The sequence below is a fragment of the Planctomycetia bacterium genome, assembly GCA_015075745.1.
In the GTDB taxonomy this organism is placed as follows: Bacteria; Planctomycetota; Phycisphaerae; order UBA1845; family UTPLA1; genus UTPLA1.
Window position 1 is genome coordinate 924,583 of sequence record JABTTW010000002.1, and the last position, 17,467, is coordinate 942,049.

Genomic DNA, 17,467 nt, shown 5'->3' on the forward strand with positions numbered 1-17,467 from the left:
CCGCCGCATGATCCGCTGGCCCGGGAAGAAGAAGCGATCGACAGCGCGGCGCACTGCGCCGTCCACCAAGGCAAAGCCGCCTTCCACTCTAATCCTGCTCGCCGCCATCGGCCCCCTGTCGGTCTCGCTCTTCTCCACCGTCGTTCTCGTGCTCGGTCACTTCGAGATGATGAGTGTGCCCGGTTGCGGAATCGGAAGTCCCTGCGCCGACGCTGCGGCGAGCGTCTGGGGCAAAATCCCACTGATCGAATGGCCGGTGTCTTTCGTCGGGCTGGCCTACTTCATCGCGGTCGGCGTTGGCTGGCTCGTTGGCAGAGGCCTCGTCCCTCGCGCCTTCAAGTGGCTGATTCGATTGGGCGCGGCCGCTTCGCTGTTCTATGTGTTCCTCATTGTCATCTTCGGTCACTGGTGCTGGTATTGTCTCGCCGCACACGCCGGAAACTTCGCCTTCTGGTGGATCGTCGAGCGCCGCGCCGTTCCGACCGGGGACGCCATCCCCACGCTGGCGCCAACGGCGTCGGCCTTTGTCGCCTGTTCTCTGGTTCTCGCCGTCCTGCAAATCCGGCAACAGACCGCGATCAATGCTGAGGCGGCAAAGCAAATCGCCGAGACGACGAAGCAGGTCATCGCTGTCGCAACCGCCCCGGCCGACAAACCACCGACTGTTGATCGGACTCCCTCGCCCGATTTGGAAATGCATCCCGAATCAGACACTCCCCCAGTGGGATTTACAGGCCGCTATCACCGCGGCCCCGATTCCGCCGCCATTCGCGTCGTCGTGTTCACCGATTATCAATGCCCGATCTGCCGCCGGCTTGAAGAAACGATCGAACGCCTCTTGTCCCGCCGAACTGATGTCCGCCTGTCCGTCAAACAGTTTCCGGAATGTGAAGACTGCAATCCGTACTTCAAACGAAAAAACCTTCACCCCAATGCCTGCCGCGCGGCCTTCGCGGCGGAGGCCGCCGGAATCCTCGGCGGCGACAAGGCCTTCTGGAAAATGCACGCGTGGCTTTTTCAGCACGGCGGAGTTTTCTCATTTGAAGAACTTGCCCAATTTGCTCGTGAAATAGATTTGGACAGCGCCAAACTGCTCCAGGTCATGGAAAGCCCGCGCGTTCAAGCGCGCATCGACGCGGACATATCGGAGGCCGCTTCCCTGGGAATTCCACATACCCCGATGATCTTTATCAACGGAGTCGAATTGCGAGGCACCTCTCGCCGCGACGCGCTGTTGGTGGCGGCGAATCAGTTGGCGGAGTCGAGGCTCCCGGTGCTGTCTCCAGACGCCGATCGACCGCGTCTCGCCGCCGATCGCTATCTCGAACTCTGGAAAAAGGCGACCCCGCGATCCATTCCTCCGCTGACAAATGTCTGGCCGCGCGGCCCATCCGATGCGGGCATTCACGTCGTGATGTGGGGCGATTATCAGGATGCCGAGACCGTCGAAGTCGACATGGCCGTCCGCCGCCTCCAATCGGCTCGCGATGATATCCGCTATGAATTTCGACCTTACCCGCTCAACGCCTCGTGCAACCCGACCGTCTCCCGAAGCGACAATCTCATGGCCTGTATCACCACCCGTGCGGCCCTCGCCGCCGGCCTGCTCCAGGGCGAGGAAGGGTTTTGGCGAATGCACGAATGGCTCATGGAAAACCGGGATGGGATGTACGAAGAGGGCCTCATGGCCGGCGCTGCGAAGCTCGGATTCGATCGCAATCAGCTCACCAGGGGAATGAGAAACGAAACGATAGATCGCGCGATCGCCGAGAGCGCCAGGGCGGCCGCCGATGCCAAACTCAAGACGCTGCCCCTGCTCTTCATCAACGGGCGACAGGTGCCGAGGTTCTACGGCCGCAAGGAGGAAATCCTCGGCCGGATTTTTGATGAATCGAAGAAGCTTCGCGACTGATCGGTCGCAGCTCTGCCATCAAGTCCATCGAGATTCCAAGTGAAACCGACTCCAATCGGGCCCGGCAACTCTTGCGCTGCGGCCGGCACTTATTGCGCAGGCCTCGCGCAATTTGTGCCGATATCGCTCCTGCGCATTGCGATCAGATGAATGACATACGTTCTCAGATATCGGGCAATGCGCAGCAGGTGATGCAGGCCGATACTGATTATCAGTATTGCCGTCTTCGCCGGGCGGTCGGCATTCTTTTATGGGTACTCATAAATTTTCCGTGAGAAACCATTTGCCCGCTGCATGGCCATTTCTTATGTTGAGAGTGGCCGTCGCCGATTTTAGTACTGGTACGGTGGCGAAGGCCCGGGCTGATGCACGGGTTTGTCTGGGTGACACATCCGCGTCGCACTTACGCCGGAAGCCGGCAAGTTGCGAAGGCCCGCGTCGGGGGGTTGTGGCGGCGCAAGCATGCGTCGTTACGCCAAGTCAGTTGTCTGCCGCCCTTGGAGCGTTGCGGCGGGCCTTTTCCACTCAAAACAGAAGTTCATGCCCGGTCCGCGTTCGTCTTGAGACGAATGCCTCGCACCGCGGAGGGGCGAACCGGTTTGTCTTCGACAGAATGGACGCTGTCGGAAAGTTCTTCCCCCTCGTTGGGGGGAGAGAAGCAAAGGGCGAGCGCCCGGCAGGAAGTCGGGAGTCCGCCTGATACCCTGGGGACAGCGTCCGTTCCCTGCAGGAAGAGGAGAAGCATCATGAAGGTTCTTGTGAATCGCGTGAAGTCGTTTTTGGTTGAGGAAGATGGCGCGACGGCTACTGAGTACGCCGTCATGCTCGCGCTGATTATCGTGATCGCCCTGGGTGCGATCAGCGCGCTGGGCACCAAGGTGTCCCAGACCTTCGCCGACGTTGAGAGCCAGATGCCGTAATTCGGCGTCTCGGACGGCGGCACGGAATCGCCGCCGGTTGCACGACACGTTTAGCGGGTGGGCGGAGGTGGAACCCTCCGCCCCCCGAACGTGTCGTATGCCTTGAAGAGATCGATTGATCGGAGACTTGTAAATGTTCGGCAGCGGATATGAATTCTGGATGTTGGCGATACTCGCTCCCGCTACGCTTCTGGCGAGCTGGAACGACTATCGCACGCATCGCGTGCCAAATCTGCTCAACGCGATCCTGGCCGCATCAGGAATCGCCGCACAAGGCTTCATCTGGGGCTGGTCAGGCGTCGGACAGGCGCTCGGCGGCATGGCCGTCGGATTCGGACTGCTTTTCGGCCTCTGGCTCGTTCGCGGCATGGGCGCCGGCGACGTGAAGTTCATGGCCGCGATCGGCGCCTGGTTGGGCCCTGAGTTGACGCTCTACGCCGTCGCCGCCGGTGGAATCACAGGCGGGATTCTCGCGATGGGCATGATCATCGCCCGCGGAAAGTGGCGAGAAACAGGTACAAATTTCTCCGTGCTGCTGACAAAGATGAGTTCGATGCGCACGGCATTGTCGGAGTTCGGTTCGGTCGGCAGCCTCGCCGGTCAGGCGGGTGTCATGCCGTATGCGATTCCATTAACGATCGGGACCGGTTTGGCGGTACTGACGAAATACACTGGTTGGTGGGGGGTATTATGAAAACGAAACGATTGAAATCATTACGGCGTGGTGCGGCTGTCGTCGAGACGGCGGTGGTGGCTCCCTTGATGCTCCTGGCGATGTTCGGGATTGTCGAGGTCGGCTACGCATTCATGGTGAAGCAAACCGTGACGCTGGCCTCACGCGAAGGCTGCCGGGCAGCCGCCCTTCCGGGTGGAACGATGGCCGATGTCACGGCAGCCGTCGACGCCTCCATGGGCGCCGCCGACCTGACCGGCTACGCGACGACCAGCAACATCAGCTCGGTCGGCCCGACGGATACCGAGGTCTGGGTCGAAGTCAGCCTGCCCCTGAACCGCGCCGGCTTTACCGGCTCGATGCTCGGCGGCGGCTCCTTTGACATCACCTCGCGCACTTCGATGAGGCGTGAAGGCATTGAGAGTGATTCCTCCTCAGGCGGCGGCATCGAAGGCTGATCAACGCGACATCGGTTGATCCTGTGACGGACCCTTGTAAGCGGAGCAGCAAGATATGAAACCCAAGACAATCATTCCCATGATCATCGGACTGGGTGTTGGCTTCTTCGCCATCAAGATGGGTCTGGACATGGTCCAGAAGGCCAAAGGCTCCCAGGGCGACGAAGCGGTCGTCCTGGTAAGTGCCAAGCAGATCGAGGTGGCGTCGAAGATCACCGATTCCATGCTCACCACGACGAAAGTCCCGTCGGGGCTCCTCCCACGGGGCGCCTTCACCGACCGCAAGGCACTCCAGGAGCGCGTCACCGCTATGACCGTCGCCCCGGGAGTTCCGATCACTGAGAGCATGCTCGCCCCCCCGGGCTCTGAGCCTGGATTGCGGGCAATCATTCCCCCGGGTCACCGGGCCGTCAGCGTAAGCGTGACGGAAGAATCGGCTGTCGCCGGCTTCCTGATGCCCGGCAGCCACGTGGACGTCTCCACGGCGTCGGATCGTGACAACACCAGCAAGTTGATTCTGTCGGACGTCGAAGTCGGCGCCGTCGGACAATCCATGAGCGAAGTCGGCTCCGACGGCAAGAGCACGCGAATCACCAAGTCGGTCACGCTCTTCCTCGAGCCGCACGAAGTTCAGATGCTCAACGCCAACACCGGCGGACGCACGAAAGTACGCCTCGCCCTGCGCGGCAACGAAAAGGACCCGGGCGAGTCGTTCTGGACGAAGTTCATGGAAAACGCGAGCAACATGCCGCTCCCCGCGCCGAAGCCCAGGGCAAGACCCAAAATGCGCCCGCAGCACGTCGTTGAAGTGGTTCACGGTGGCGCCGTCGAACGGCTCGTCTTTGACGACCGTGGATTGGTGCATCGCAGCGGCTCTAAAGGACTAGGAAACGACTTCGCAGCACCCGCCGCGAACAGTCATCACGCCGGGTCGGATGAACCGACTCAGCCGGAGGCTCATGAATGAACTCTGTCACGGATGGACAACTTAAGTCGCTCGTTGCCGGCTCAGGGATGAGCATGGCTTCGTGCATTTCTCGACGCGTGAATCTCCGCTGTGGGCTCGGTCTGTTGAGCCTGCTCGCGGCCGCGGGGCCATCACCGGTCCTCGCCGATGCGCCCGAGTCGTCTGCCCGTCACGCAATGGCCAATCGCGCCATGACGTTGATGGACGCCTCGCCGCAAGTCATGGATTTGGCCGAGCAGGCCGAGCCCACTCGGGCCAATCAGCCCGCACGACTCGATTCAGAGCCCATCCTGCTCGCCAGCTCGATGCCCCCGGGGGACCCCGCCTCAAATGCGCCTCCCCCCAGGGAAGACGGCGATCTGATCGCGTCGATCGACGTCCAGTCCGCCCGAGCCCGGCCGATTACCGTCTCTCGCAACAGCTCTGCCGTCGTGGAGATGAAGGTGAAGTTCGATCGCGCGGAGATCGCCGACCCGAACGTCGCGGACATCTTCGTTGTTTCGCCGACCCGCGCCGTCGTTTCGGGACGCAATTTCGGCAGTACCCAGATGATCATCTGGTTCGGCGATCGACAGCGCGTGTTCAACGTCGTCGTGGAACATGACCTGTCCGTCCTGAACGATGCCATCTCAAAGGCATCGCCCTTGTCGCGCGTCACGCCGCGAAGCGTGAACGGAACGATCCTCCTTTCAGGAACGGTCCCCGACGCGCAGAGCGCCGAGCGAATCGCCGAACTGGCATCCCTCTATCAGGGCGGAGAAGTTCGAAATCAGCTCAGCGTGGCCGGCGTGCAGCAGACCATGCTTCGCGTGGTCGTGGCCGAGGTCAACAAGGACGCCGTTCGCGCGCTGGGCTTCAATTGGGCGATCGGCGCTTCCGACTGGACCAGAGATTTCTTCCTCGCCAATAACGTCGCCCAGCTCAATCCGACGGTCTACTCGAGCAACGGCCTCGCCAACATTCTCGCCCCGAATCCCGCCGGACAGTTGACCTATTCCGTCGCGGCCGTGGGCAATACCGCCAATACGAATCTCACCTTCGGATTCCCGCGGGCGGAGTTCCAGGTCTTCATGAACGCCCTTCGCCAGAATTCGCTCTCGCGCGTGCTCGCCGAGCCGAATCTGGTGGCGATCAGCGGACAGACCGCCTCCTTCCTCGCCGGCGGTGAGGTACCGATTCCAGTCACCCAGGGCGGCGCCGTCGCCGGCTCGATCACCATTGAATACAAGGAATTCGGCGTTCGGCTGGCCTTCACGCCGACCGTCATTTCCGGACAGATCATCCGCCTGCACGTCATGAGCGAAGTCAGTGACGCGGTGCCGGGCATGGCCATCGCCGGCGGGCTGCCGGTTTTCTCGTTCACGACGCGCCGCGTCGAATCGACGATTGAATGCGGTAACGGCCAGACCTTTGCGATCGCCGGACTGCTTAGCGAGCGCGTTCAGGCGGTAGCCGAGAAGATCCCCGGACTCGGCGACCTGCCGGTGCTCGGTTCACTCTTCAGCTCTGTGAACTATCAGAAGAACAACACCGAACTCGTCATGCTCGTGACCCCGCAGCTCGTCGAGCCGCTGGATCCGCAGCAGGTCACTCCGCCGCCGGGCGCCGAGATGGGTCATCCCGATGACTTCCAATTGTTCGCAATGGGCCAGTTGGAAGGCGATCCGAGGCCCGCTCCCGAAATCGTCGGAGTTCCCCGCGAGTCTGCCCCGGTCAACACACCGCCGGAAACATCCGGCTCCTGGCCGACAACACAGTTGACATTCCGCGGCCCCTGGGGACTGGCGGACTACGAAGAAAACTAAGCTCGGCGCACTTCGCCGCGATCGCCGCCGGCCGAAACGAGAGGCTGCGGAAAGATAGAAAGAAGCAGTTCGGGTGTGAATCGATGCCGGAGCGCATGGGTTGCACGATCCCGGGAATTGACAGGAGGGTGAAGCAATGCATCCAAACAGAAAGACCGCTCTGAAGATGGTCCGACGTGCGTCGGTCCTCACGCAGACCGTGATGTTCGGCAGCGCGGTAGGCGTCGGAATGGCCGCGCTCGCGGTCGACACCGGCCTCATGTATTCCTCGAAGGCCGAGTTGCAGAACGCCGCCGATGCCGCGGCACTGGCAGCCGCCTCTCAGCTTGGCTCGACCACCGATGCACAGGCCATGGCCGGCGCCGAAGCAGCCGCGTTCAGCAGCCTCAACAAGGTCGCCGGCGACTACTCCGACCTCATGCAGTCGGACGTCGTCTTCGGGCATGCGGTGCTCAACGGGACGAAGTTCAACTTCAACGCCGGTGAACTGCCCTACGACGCCGTTCGCGTCACCTTGCGGCGAGATCAAACCGCCGCCGACGGACCCGTCTCGATGCTCTTCGGCAAGGCACTCGGCGTCGATGGCGCGAACCTGGAAGCCAGCGCCACTGCCATGCTCACGCCCCGCGACATCAGCATCGTCATAGACCTGTCGGGCTCGATGAACGACGACAGCGAGCTGAGGCACTACAAGGACTTCGCCTCGGAAACCAGCGGTACGCGACCCGGCGTAAAGGTCAATCTGGAAGATGTCTGGCTCGCCCTGCCCTGTCAAAAGGGAAATAACGGCGTGGGAAATGGCATCGATCCCGCTCCGCCGGGCAACCCCTCGAACAACAACGATCAGCCGGGCACCGGACCGGGATCACCAAACAGCCAGGGTGGCAACACCAGTCCCGGCGCAAACCCATCTCAGGGCGGCGGCTGCGGCGGACCGCGATGGGGATGGATGACCGGTTTCGGCAACACCATTAACGTCGGCTCATACACGCCCGTCGGCGATCCCGGGTTGTACTACATTCCGCGATATTCGACGACCAGCCAGGCGGACATCGTTTCGAATCTCACCGAAGCGGGCTATTCCTCCGCCGAACGCACGGCGCTGTTGAGCGGCTCCAGTGACTCATCGTCCACGAACTACAAGAACCGCGTAAAGGTTCTTCTTGGGCTTGCAGGCTGGAAGAGCAAGAAGTCCGGAGGCAAGTACAATGGCGGCCCCGGCAACGGCAACGATACGGTGGACAGCAACGAGCTGACTCAGCAAGTCAACTGGACCTTCGACGGAGGCAGTTGGGACGACTACTTCAACTACGTCATGTCCAGCTCCACGCAGATGACCGCCACGGACTCGAACTTCCGCTATCGCTACGGCATCAAGACCGTGACGAATTACTTGCTCGAAAAGCGGGCCGACAAGGATGACTGTCCGGAGCTGCAGGACGCGCCCGAAATGCCGCTCAAGTCGGTCAAGGACGCCGTCCAGTCGATGATCGACATCATTGTCAGCATGGAGACCCAGGACCACGTGTCCCTCGAGACCTTTGCTCAGTACGGCTACCACGAAGTTGATCTCCCCGACGCGACCACCAGCTCGGAGCTCTATGCCGCACTGGCGGAGATTCCCGCGACCCTGAATCAGCGGCAGGCCGGTCACTACACGTCGATCACCAACATCGGCGCCGGCATGCAGAAGGGAATTCAGGAACTGACCAGCTCTCGCGCCAGGTCGTCGGCCGCGAAGGTGATCATCCTTCTGACCGACGGTAAGCCCAACACCAACTCAAGTGGCGGTTCGGTCGGCAACGACGCCCCCGAAGCCGTCAACTGGGCGCTCGATCAGGCCGACGAAGCCAAGGAATCCGGCATCACCGTCTACACCATCGGCGTCGGTGGCGACGTAAACGCGGACCTCTGTGAGCAGATGGCCTCAGAGCCCGAGTTCTACTTCTACGCGGACAGCAGCCCGGATCCTCAGACGGGTGCACCGATGTATGTGACCCAGCTTCAGGAAATCTTCAACACGCTGGGCACCAAGCGACCCGTTCGACTGATCCAGTAACGACATGCTTTTCGGACGCCGCGGCCGGCCTTAATCATCCTCAAAATCCCAATCGGGTGAGGGTGAAGCGGTCGGTCGCGGTGGCCGATAAGGCAGAGGCGGCATCGCCCGGGAGCGCGGTAAACACCGCGCCCGGGCCTTCGCCCATTCTAGTTGGGAGGCGGCAAACGCGACATGGCCGGCACGGTTCGAGTCATCCTGTACACCACCAATGAATCGAGCCTTCCCGAATTGCGGCGGGCTCTGACCTCACTTCCGCAGATTCGACTCGTCGCGGAACTGGAAGAGCCGAGCATGTTTGCCCAGGCGGTGGCGCAGTTCCCCGCCGATCTTCTCGTGGCCGATCTCGATCCGAATCCGGCGCTGGTCATTGAGTGCCTCAAGCAGCTCAAGGACACGGCCCCCGAAATGCCCATTTTCGCCCTCAGCACTCAGTCCGACGGCGCAGTCGTCCTGTCCGCCATGCGCGCGGGAATCCGCGAGTACCTGCTCAAGCCCTTGAACATCGAGGAGTTCGAGCAGGCAGTCGGACGGTGCGTAACCACCCAAACGCGCGTCCGCGAGCCGGGCAAGCTGATCTCCGTCATGGGCAGTGCCGGCGGCGTCGGTTGCACCACCATCGCGACGAACCTGGCCGTGGAGCTCAACGAGCTCGTGGGCCCACAGCAGAAAGTCGCGATTGTCGATTTGGACTTCCGGTTTGGTCACGTCGCGACCCTGCTGGACGTGCATGGCCAGTTCACCGTCGCCGACCTCTGCAGCACTCCGGAAGAGCTGGACCCGCAAATGGTCCAGAAGGCCCTGGTCGAGCACAATAGCGGCGTGCTCGTCCTGCGGCGGCCTCATTCCTTCGCCCAGGCCGAGATGATTACCGCGGCGCACTGCGCCAACGTTCTCACGTCGCTTCAGGAAATGTGCGCCTATGTCGTCGTCGACGGGCCGACCCGGCACGATCCGGGCGGCAGAAGCGTCCTCGACGCGGCCGACTACGCGTTCTTCGTGATTCAGCTTCTAGTGACCAGCGTCCGAAACGCCGATCGCGTCGTCCAGGAATTGGCCGTCCAGGGATTCAACACCGATCGAATCGCATTCATCTGCAATCGCCTCGGCAGGGAATCGGCTCATCTCGAAGTGGATCAGGTCGAGACCATCCTGAATCGCAAGCTGTTCATGACGATTGCGGACGACTGGAGATCGGTCAGCTCCAGCATCAACGTCGGCCAGCCTCTCAAGACCGAGTACGAACGCAGCAAGATCCGCCAGGACATCCATAGCCTGGCCCTCAAGATTCACGCTCCCGGCGAATATGCCGCCGAGGCCGCCAAACGGGGAGGCCTGCTCAGCAAGTTCTTCCGAAAGCAGCCCGCCAGCTCCTCAACATCCTCGGACGCGGTGGAGCCGGTAAAATCGCCACCGGTGGCAATTGGCGGCTGAGCCTCCGATCCCGATAACTTCGAATCGTTCTTCGACACTTCCCAACCGATAGCCAAATGCGCATTGCCGCCTGACCGATGATGAGGGGGGCCAGGTGCGTTTACGCCGATTGAGCGAGCATCCACCGGTCCCTCCACGGGGAAGAATCCATGTTCGGTAAGTCAAAAATCCCGACCTTGAAAATGCCCAAGGCGCCGGAGCCCCCTGCGGCTCAGGCGCCTGCGAACGCCGCTCCGGACCATGCGCCCGCTGCGCCGACCCCGTCGCCGGCGACCAAGCCCGCTGCATTGAAAAACAACGATCGAAATGATGAATTCTACGATCTGAAATCGAAGATCCACCGCCAGCTCGTTGAGACGCTCGACCTCACCGCCCTCTCGAAGCGCACCGGTGACGATGTTCGCGACGAAGTGCGACAGGTCATCGTCGGACTCTGCGACCAGCAGGACGCCCTGCTGAATTACAACGAGCGGCAACGCCTTGTCAGCGAGATTCTCGATGAGACCTTCGGCCTCGGGCCGCTCGAAGCCCTGCTCAAGGATCCGGCCATCAGCGATATTCTCATCAATGGGCCCAAGCAGGTCTACGTCGAACGCAAGGGACGATTGACCCTCACCGGCGTCAACTTCCGCGACAACTCCCACTTGATGCACGTAATCGACAAGATCGTCTCCTCCATCGGCCGGCGCTGCGACGAAGTCTCGCCGATGGTCGACGCCCGATTGAAAGACGGCTCCCGCGTCAACGCGATCATCCCCCCGCTGGCAATCGACGGCCCGTCCATGTCGATCCGCCGCTTCGGTGCCGATCCGATCACCTGGGACGACTACGTCAAATTCAATTCGGTGACGCCGCAGATGGTCTCGTTTCTCAAGGCATGCGTCATCGCCCACTTGAACATCATCGTGGCCGGCGGTACGGGTTCCGGAAAGACGACCCTGCTGAATAACCTGTCCACCTTCATTCCCGACACCGACCGCATCGTGACCATCGAGGATGCCGCCGAGCTTCGGCTTCGCCAGCCGCACGTGGTTCGGCTCGAATCGCGGCCCGCGAACATCGAAGGCAAGGGGCGTATCTCCATCCGCGACCTGCTCATCAACTCGCTGCGTATGCGTCCCGATCGCATCGTCGTCGGTGAGTGCCGCGGCGCCGAAACCCTCGACATGCTTCAGGCCATGAACACCGGCCACGACGGTTCGCTCACCACGATCCATGCCAACAGCGTTCGCGACGCCGTCCAGCGCGTCGAGACCATGGTCATGATGGCCGGTTTCGACCTGCCCATTAAGGCCATTCGTCAGCAGTTCTCCAGCGCCGTCCATCTCGTCATTAACGCGGCGAGACTCACCGGCGGACCGCGAAAGATCATGTCCATCGCCGAAGTGCAGGGCATGGAAGGCGAGGCGGTCACCATGCAGGAGATCTTCAAATTTGAACAGGTCGGCGTCGATGCGGCCGGTCGGGCCCACGGCCGGTTTGTTGCGACCGGTCTGCGGCCGAGCTTCCTCGATCGCCTCAAGGCCGCCGGTGTCGCGCTCGACCCGTCCATCTTCGAACGACAGGTGCTTTCGACCGACCCGGTGAATCAATAATACGAGGTGAAAAAATCGATCGTGGCGACGAACCTTTACATCCTGGCTGAAGACGCGAGCCTTTTCTCGCAGGCGTGGATCATCATCCTGCCCCTGTTCGGCTCGGTCATGCTGGCCTACGCCATCTTCAATCTGGTGAGCGACCTGCGCAAGGTCGAGTCCAAGAAGGTCCACAATCGCCTGCGCGAAAAGGACGGCCCCGACGGCGAAAACGACCGCGATCGCGCCGTCAAGGAATCGATCCTCCGCAGGCAGAATACCAACGACACAGCCTTCAGCGCCTTACTGGGAAAGCTCAGCTTCGCTTCGGCCCTTCAGAGAATGCTCGATCAGGCAAATGTTCAGATCGGGGCGACTACGGTACTCATCAACCTGATCGGCGCGGCGGCGATTGGATATATCGCCTGCTACTTCCTCGCCTGCGGTCAGTGGACCTGCATCGGCGTCTCCGCGGCCGTCTTTATCACCCCGCTGATCGTCTTGCTGATCAAACAGAAGATGCGCATCAACAAATTCATGAATCAGCTCCCCGACGTCTTCGAGCTGATGAGCCAGGCCCTGCGCGCCGGACACTCGCTGGCCAACTCGATCCAGGTCGTCAGCCAGCAGCTTCCCGACCCCGTCGGAACTGAGTTCGCCCGCGTCTTTCACGAGCAGAACCTCGGCATCAAAATCGAAGACGCCCTCAAGGACATGGCCGCGCGCGTCGGATTGATGGACGTGCGGTTCTTCGTGACCGCCGTGCTCATTCAGCGACAAACCGGCGGCGACCTGGCCGAGGTCCTCGACAACATCAGCGACGTCATTCGCGACCGAATCAAGCTGTTCGGCTCCGTCAAGGCCCTCACCGCGGAAGGCCGCCTCTCAGGATACGTCCTGCTCGCCCTGCCGGTCGTCGTCTTCCTCGTCGAGTTGGTCGTCAATCCAAACTACGCCGACGTCATGATCACCGAGCCCATGGGCCAGTACGCCCTGATCGGCGCCGGCATCGGGCAGCTCTTCGGGTTGGCGATGATCCAGAAGATCGTAAACATCAAGGTGTAAGAGGACCCGGCCATGGATTGGATCATTCTGGGAGGCATGTTGGCGGTCGCGGCGGGGCTGATCGTCTATTCCTTGATGCCCAAGGACACCGAGAAGGTCGAGGCGGTCAAACGACGAACCGCCGGCCTCTCAGCGACCGAAGACGTGACCGCCCTCAAACACAAAGCCAAAGATCGCGCAGCGATGCAGATGCTGCAAAAAGCCGCGCCGTACCTCTCCCGGCCCGTCATGCCGCAAAACACCGAGGAGCAATCCAAGCTCCGAGCAAAACTCGCCAGCGCAGGCTTTCGCCGAGAGTCCACGCCGATTCTCTTCCTGGCATGTAAAACGCTCGGCGGCCTCATCGGCGGGGCGCTCGCGCTATCGTATGCACTGGGCGTGGCGAAGGAATCGACGGAAGTCCTTTACTATGCCATCGGCGGACTCGGGCTGGGGTTCATGCTGCCGCAGTTCTGGCTCTCCAACGCCGTCAAAAAGCGATCCGAAGCCATCCGCAACGGACTGCCCGATTCGCTGGACCTCATGGTCGTCGCGGTGGAGTCCGGCCTGGGACTCGATGCGGCGATCCTTCGGGTCAGCGACGAAATGGGCAATGCCCACGTTGCCCTGGCGGAAGAATTGCAGATCGCCACCGTCGAGACGCAGATGGGCGTGCCGCGCGCAGAGGCCCTCACCAAAATGGCCGAGCGGACCGCCGTGCCCGAGATGAAGGCCCTCGTCGCCGTCATCACCCAGGCCGAAAAACTCGGCACCAGCATCGCCAAGGCCCTCCGCAATCAGGCCGAAGCCCTGCGGACCAAGCGGCGACAGCGCGCCGAGGAGCGGGCGCAGAAGACCTCGGTCAAGCTGCTCATCCCGCTGGTGCTCTTTATTTTCCCCGCCATCTTTGTCGTGGTCGCCGGCCCCGCGGTGATTCACCTGATGAAGACCTTCAGCGGCGGCACAATCAATCACTGATCATCAGTCGCTGATTCGAAATCAAGAAGCTCCGCCACGATCCACCTGCCATTGCCAGTTCGGGTCGTCGTCCGCCCGCTCAGAGAACTTCTGATCCGGATCAAACGTCTCCCGCCACCAAGCCCCGAATGTCTCAATGACCTGCTCCCGCTGACCGGGATTGCCCGCTCGTACGGCCCCCTGCCGCAGATCCGGCAAATACGTCGGCCATCGCCCGAGCACGACCGGAATATCGAGCCCCTGTCCGCCGCGTAAAATCTGCGCCGACTGCATTCCTTTTTCATCGGGCGCCTGCGGAATCATCATCCGAATGTTCGGGTTGCGCACAAAGGTACCGCGCCCCCGCCACTTGCCCTCGATCCAATTCTGAAACATTTCCGCCGCGCCGGTCGCCGGGATCGGCTCCTCATCCAAAGCCACGATCAGGTCCCCATCCTTCACCGGCACGTCAATCGGCACGCCGCGCACGCGCTCCAGCAGAATCGCCGCCCCCCCCTGCTGCACGCGCGCATCCTGCTCGTGAGTCAACACGCGAAACTCTGCCGGCTCCAGCGTGTTCGGGCGAAATGCCCCGTTCTGAGTCTCGATCAGCTTGATGCCCTGCCCGCCGCGGATGATGCTGATTTCGCACTTCGTCCCCGGCGCCTGTTCGCCGATCCAGCGCGTGAACTCAATCGCCTGGTTCTCCAGCGTCCCCGCCTTGCCGTTCAATGCGACCACGAGATCGCCGTTCTGAAGTCCACACCGTTGCGCCGACGAAAGCTTGAACACATCGGTAATGAAGAGCGCCGTCCCACCCGCCGGAACCCGGCCGTCCATCCCCTCGGTGACCGACTGCCCCTTGTGCGAGATCCCCAGAAACGCACGCGGCGGTCCGAGGTGCTCGGTCAGGTAAATCTCCAGCGCAATCTGCCGAATGCGGCGGCGAACATCGTAGTACGGCGTTGAATTGAACGCCTCGCGCAGGGGTCCGTAACACTCCTGCCCCATCTCCATGAGCAGGGTCATCGCATGATCGCGCTGATGCGCCTCGCGGCTCGAAAGCGCCCGAATCAGCTCCGGCACCTCCGCGGCTCGTTTGGCCTGAGGCGAATCCGCATCCGAGGCCTGCCCTGACGCCTGCTGCCAAACAGGCGTGGCCGTCATCATCAAGATCAAACCGAGTTTGAGCATGGTGCGCTTTCAATAGCCTCAAAGTGCCTTCAAGCCGCGGGACTCTGCCCCCCCGCTCGCTGCTCTGATTCTAGCCTCGCATCCGGCAAACCTACAGCTTGTTATCCTGTGGTTTGCCCCGCCGGGCCCATGTTACAATCCCCGGCGAAGTGGCCAAGTCCGATTCACAGCGTGCCCGACTCGTTGAACAGCAGTCGCTCGGTCAGCGACTTCGTCGCCTGCGCCGCCTGCAGGGCCTGACGCAGATCAAGCTCGCCGAAAAATCAAACGTCAATCAGGGCCACCTCTCCTCCATCGAGCAGGGCAATCATCTTCCCCGGCCGGACACGATTCGCGCACTCGCCATCGCCCTCGGCGTGCCCGAAGCAGTCCTTCTCGGCGAGGGAGACGGCCACGACGCCCCGCAGGCCCTCGACACGCGCGAGCTTCCCCTCTTCGGCACCATCCCCAACGGCCCTCCTTCCGATTCGCAGGAACAACTGGAGATGTTCCCGGTGTTGAGACATCTCTGGCGGCCCGATCGCTACTGTCTCCGCTGCGAGTTCGATTCAATGGAGCCCACGCTCAAGCGCGGCGACATCATCCTCGTGGACTACCGCCCCACCGTCGAACCGCAGTTCGTCCAGGGCCGCATCTGCGCCTGTCTCGTCGACGGCCGCCCCACCCTCAAGCGCGTCAGCGTCGAGCGCCCCGGCGCCGGCATCCTCATCATCCTCCGCGGCGACAACCCCTCCGTCCCCCCAACCGTCATCGACGACACCCGCGAATTCTCAATCCAGGGCGTGGCAGTCTGCCTGGTAAGCAGGGAGTTGTAAGGAAGAAAAGGGCAAAGCGGATGAGCTGCCGAGGGGTCCCTGTAAAGAACAAGTTCGCGCGGACGGCGGGAGTGTCGAAACAAACAATGACTGGTGAATGAACTGGGAACAAGCCAAGATGACACTTAAGCAACTTGGGTATCGTGCATCCCTGGGTTTGGCGACGGTTTTCTGCGCCAGTTCCGCGGTCGCATGGGCTGTTAGTTACTATGGGGTCGCTTGGTCATCCCTGTCGGCTGGCCATTATCGAATGATCTGTCTATCAAGAGGCGTCGGAACATGGCAAACACTTCAGCTTAACGGAAGTAGTGATGCTTCGATGGCGCTCCCGCAACGTGACGTTCGAGCGTCGAAGACTTACTTCGGGCATATTCCAAGCAGGCTTTCCCCTCTTTCTAACCCCTGGACGCCCTCGTCGATGAGCTCCAGTCGATTGAAATCACTGTCTGTTCCGCTTTACCTGCCTACGATACTCGTCGGATTACCTCTCGCGATTGTCGTGAGGTTCCAGATCGTCAAGCGGAAGCAGAGGCAGAAAGGATTTTGTGTTCAGTGTGGTTATCCGCACTTTGGAAACCGTAGCGGAATCTGCCCCGAATGCGGCACGCCAATCCCGGTGGACCAGAAACAGTCCATCGCCTAGACGACGACGTTTTCGGTGCCATCCTGCAAAAAAAGGGATCGGTTGAGGATCAGTTCGGGATCAGTTGGGGACAGGATCAGTTGGGGACATGCTACTTTTCCAAGCAACCCATACCCAGCGTGGTCCGGCGATAATCCTCCCGAAAACTCCTCGCCATTCATGTCTAACGATAAATCATTCGATCCGCTCTTCGGTCCCGGCGCGAACACGGAGCATCTATGAATGATGGGAGATCAATCCACCCACGCCCGGCAGGATGGCGCGCGATGCACGATCCAAAATCCTCAGCATCTTCACCCGCTAAACACATGGCCCCTCCTCGTGCCACGCCGTTTTCACCAAAAAACCACCCAAAACGCGAAGCGCCCCAACCTATGCCCGCCACAACACTTGCAAAAAAAAAAATCGGCTGTGTCACCGTATGTCACCTTGCAATTCATCGTCGCCGCCCCCCGATCCGAGCCGCGCGCGTCAGCAAGCGGTACCAGAAAATCCGGATCCCAATCGCATCCAACGCCAACCGTCGACCCAATCAGTGCCGCCGCCTCTGCATTCTCCTGGACCCTCTCGAATGCCCCCGCGCAACCCCGTCGCCGCACACCATTTCGACGTTTCGACGTTTCGACTCTTCGACGTTTCCACCAAAAATCACCCAAATCGCGAACCGCCCCAACCCACGCCCGCCACAACACTTGCCAACGCCCCCAAAAACTTTTTTCGCCTATTGTCACCTTGCAATTCATCGTCGCCGCGCCCCGATCCGAGCCGCGCGCGTCAGCAAGCGGTACCAGAAAATCCGGATCCCAATCGCATTCAACGCCAACCGTCGACGCAATCAGTGCCGCCGCCTCTGCATTCTCCTGGACCCTCTCGAATGCCCCCGCGCAACGCCGCCGCCGCTCACCATTTCGACGTTTCGACTTTTCGACGTTTCGACTTTTCTACCGTCTCCCCCAACACATGCCCGCCACAGGATTTACAATCGAAAAAAATCGGCTGTGTCACTATATGT

13 protein-coding genes are annotated in these 17,467 nt (G+C 61.3%); 12 read left to right on the top strand and 1 reads right to left on the bottom strand.

All coding sequences use genetic code 11. The annotated features are described in order from the left end of the window. Window positions 1–7: 7 nt before the first annotated feature. The 11 genes from HS101_17330 (at window position 8) to HS101_17380 (ending at window position 13,824) form a co-directional block, all read left to right on the top strand. Window positions 8–1,912: a DsbA family protein gene (locus HS101_17330; protein ID MBE7508029.1), complete on the top strand. Its 1,905-nt coding sequence runs from the start codon at window positions 8–10 to the stop codon at window positions 1,910–1,912. 746 nt (window positions 1,913–2,658) lie between these two features. Then, window positions 2,659–2,832 (top strand): Flp family type IVb pilin, encoded by a 174-nt coding sequence (locus HS101_17335; protein ID MBE7508030.1) that lies wholly within the window; start codon window positions 2,659–2,661, stop codon window positions 2,830–2,832. Window positions 2,833–2,965: 133 nt separating this feature from the next. Further along, complete coding sequence (locus HS101_17340; protein ID MBE7508031.1) at window positions 2,966–3,526, top strand: prepilin peptidase; 561 nt, start codon at window positions 2,966–2,968, stop codon at window positions 3,524–3,526. Beyond that, window positions 3,523–3,963: a pilus assembly protein gene (locus HS101_17345; protein MBE7508032.1), complete on the top strand. Its 441-nt coding sequence runs from the start codon at window positions 3,523–3,525 to the stop codon at window positions 3,961–3,963. The genes HS101_17340 and HS101_17345 overlap by 4 nt, the downstream gene beginning before the upstream one ends. 55 nt (window positions 3,964–4,018) lie before the next feature. Continuing rightward, window positions 4,019–4,930 carry a Flp pilus assembly protein CpaB gene (gene cpaB, locus HS101_17350; protein ID MBE7508033.1) on the top strand — a complete coding sequence of 304 codons (912 nt, stop codon included), beginning with the start codon at window positions 4,019–4,021 and terminating at the stop codon, window positions 4,928–4,930. Continuing rightward, the gene (locus tag HS101_17355) at window positions 4,927–6,735 is read left to right on the top strand and encodes a type II and III secretion system protein family protein (protein ID MBE7508034.1); all 1,809 of its coding nucleotides are present in this window, start codon (window positions 4,927–4,929) and stop codon (window positions 6,733–6,735) included. The genes cpaB and HS101_17355 overlap by 4 nt, the downstream gene beginning before the upstream one ends. Window positions 6,736–6,871: 136 nt before the next feature. Continuing rightward, on the top strand, window positions 6,872–8,794 hold the full coding sequence (locus HS101_17360) for a VWA domain-containing protein (protein MBE7508035.1): 1,923 nt from the start codon (window positions 6,872–6,874) through the stop codon (window positions 8,792–8,794). A 174-nt stretch (window positions 8,795–8,968) separates the two neighbouring features. Further along, the gene (locus HS101_17365; GenBank protein MBE7508036.1) at window positions 8,969–10,228 is read left to right on the top strand and encodes a response regulator; all 1,260 of its coding nucleotides are present in this window, start codon (window positions 8,969–8,971) and stop codon (window positions 10,226–10,228) included. A 182-nt stretch (window positions 10,229–10,410) separates the two neighbouring features. Beyond that, window positions 10,411–11,823, top strand: coding sequence for a CpaF family protein (locus HS101_17370; protein ID MBE7508037.1), 1,413 nt, complete (start codon window positions 10,411–10,413; stop codon window positions 11,821–11,823). A 21-nt stretch (window positions 11,824–11,844) separates the two neighbouring features. Continuing rightward, window positions 11,845–12,867 (top strand): type II secretion system F family protein, encoded by a 1,023-nt coding sequence (locus tag HS101_17375; protein ID MBE7508038.1) that lies wholly within the window; start codon window positions 11,845–11,847, stop codon window positions 12,865–12,867. Window positions 12,868–12,879: 12 nt separating this feature from the next. Then, window positions 12,880–13,824: a type II secretion system F family protein gene (locus HS101_17380; GenBank protein ID MBE7508039.1), complete on the top strand. Its 945-nt coding sequence runs from the start codon at window positions 12,880–12,882 to the stop codon at window positions 13,822–13,824. Window positions 13,825–13,845: 21 nt separating this feature from the next. Here HS101_17380 and HS101_17385 read toward each other — a convergent pair whose 3' ends face one another. Beyond that, window positions 13,846–14,997 (bottom strand): hypothetical protein, encoded by a 1,152-nt coding sequence (locus HS101_17385; protein MBE7508040.1) that lies wholly within the window; start codon window positions 14,995–14,997, stop codon window positions 13,846–13,848. 149 nt (window positions 14,998–15,146) lie between these two features. Between HS101_17385 and HS101_17390 the strand changes: the two genes are divergently transcribed. Then, the gene (locus tag HS101_17390; GenBank protein ID MBE7508041.1) at window positions 15,147–15,812 is read left to right on the top strand and encodes a LexA family transcriptional regulator; all 666 of its coding nucleotides are present in this window, start codon (window positions 15,147–15,149) and stop codon (window positions 15,810–15,812) included. The last annotated feature ends 1,655 nt before the right edge of the window (window positions 15,813–17,467 follow it).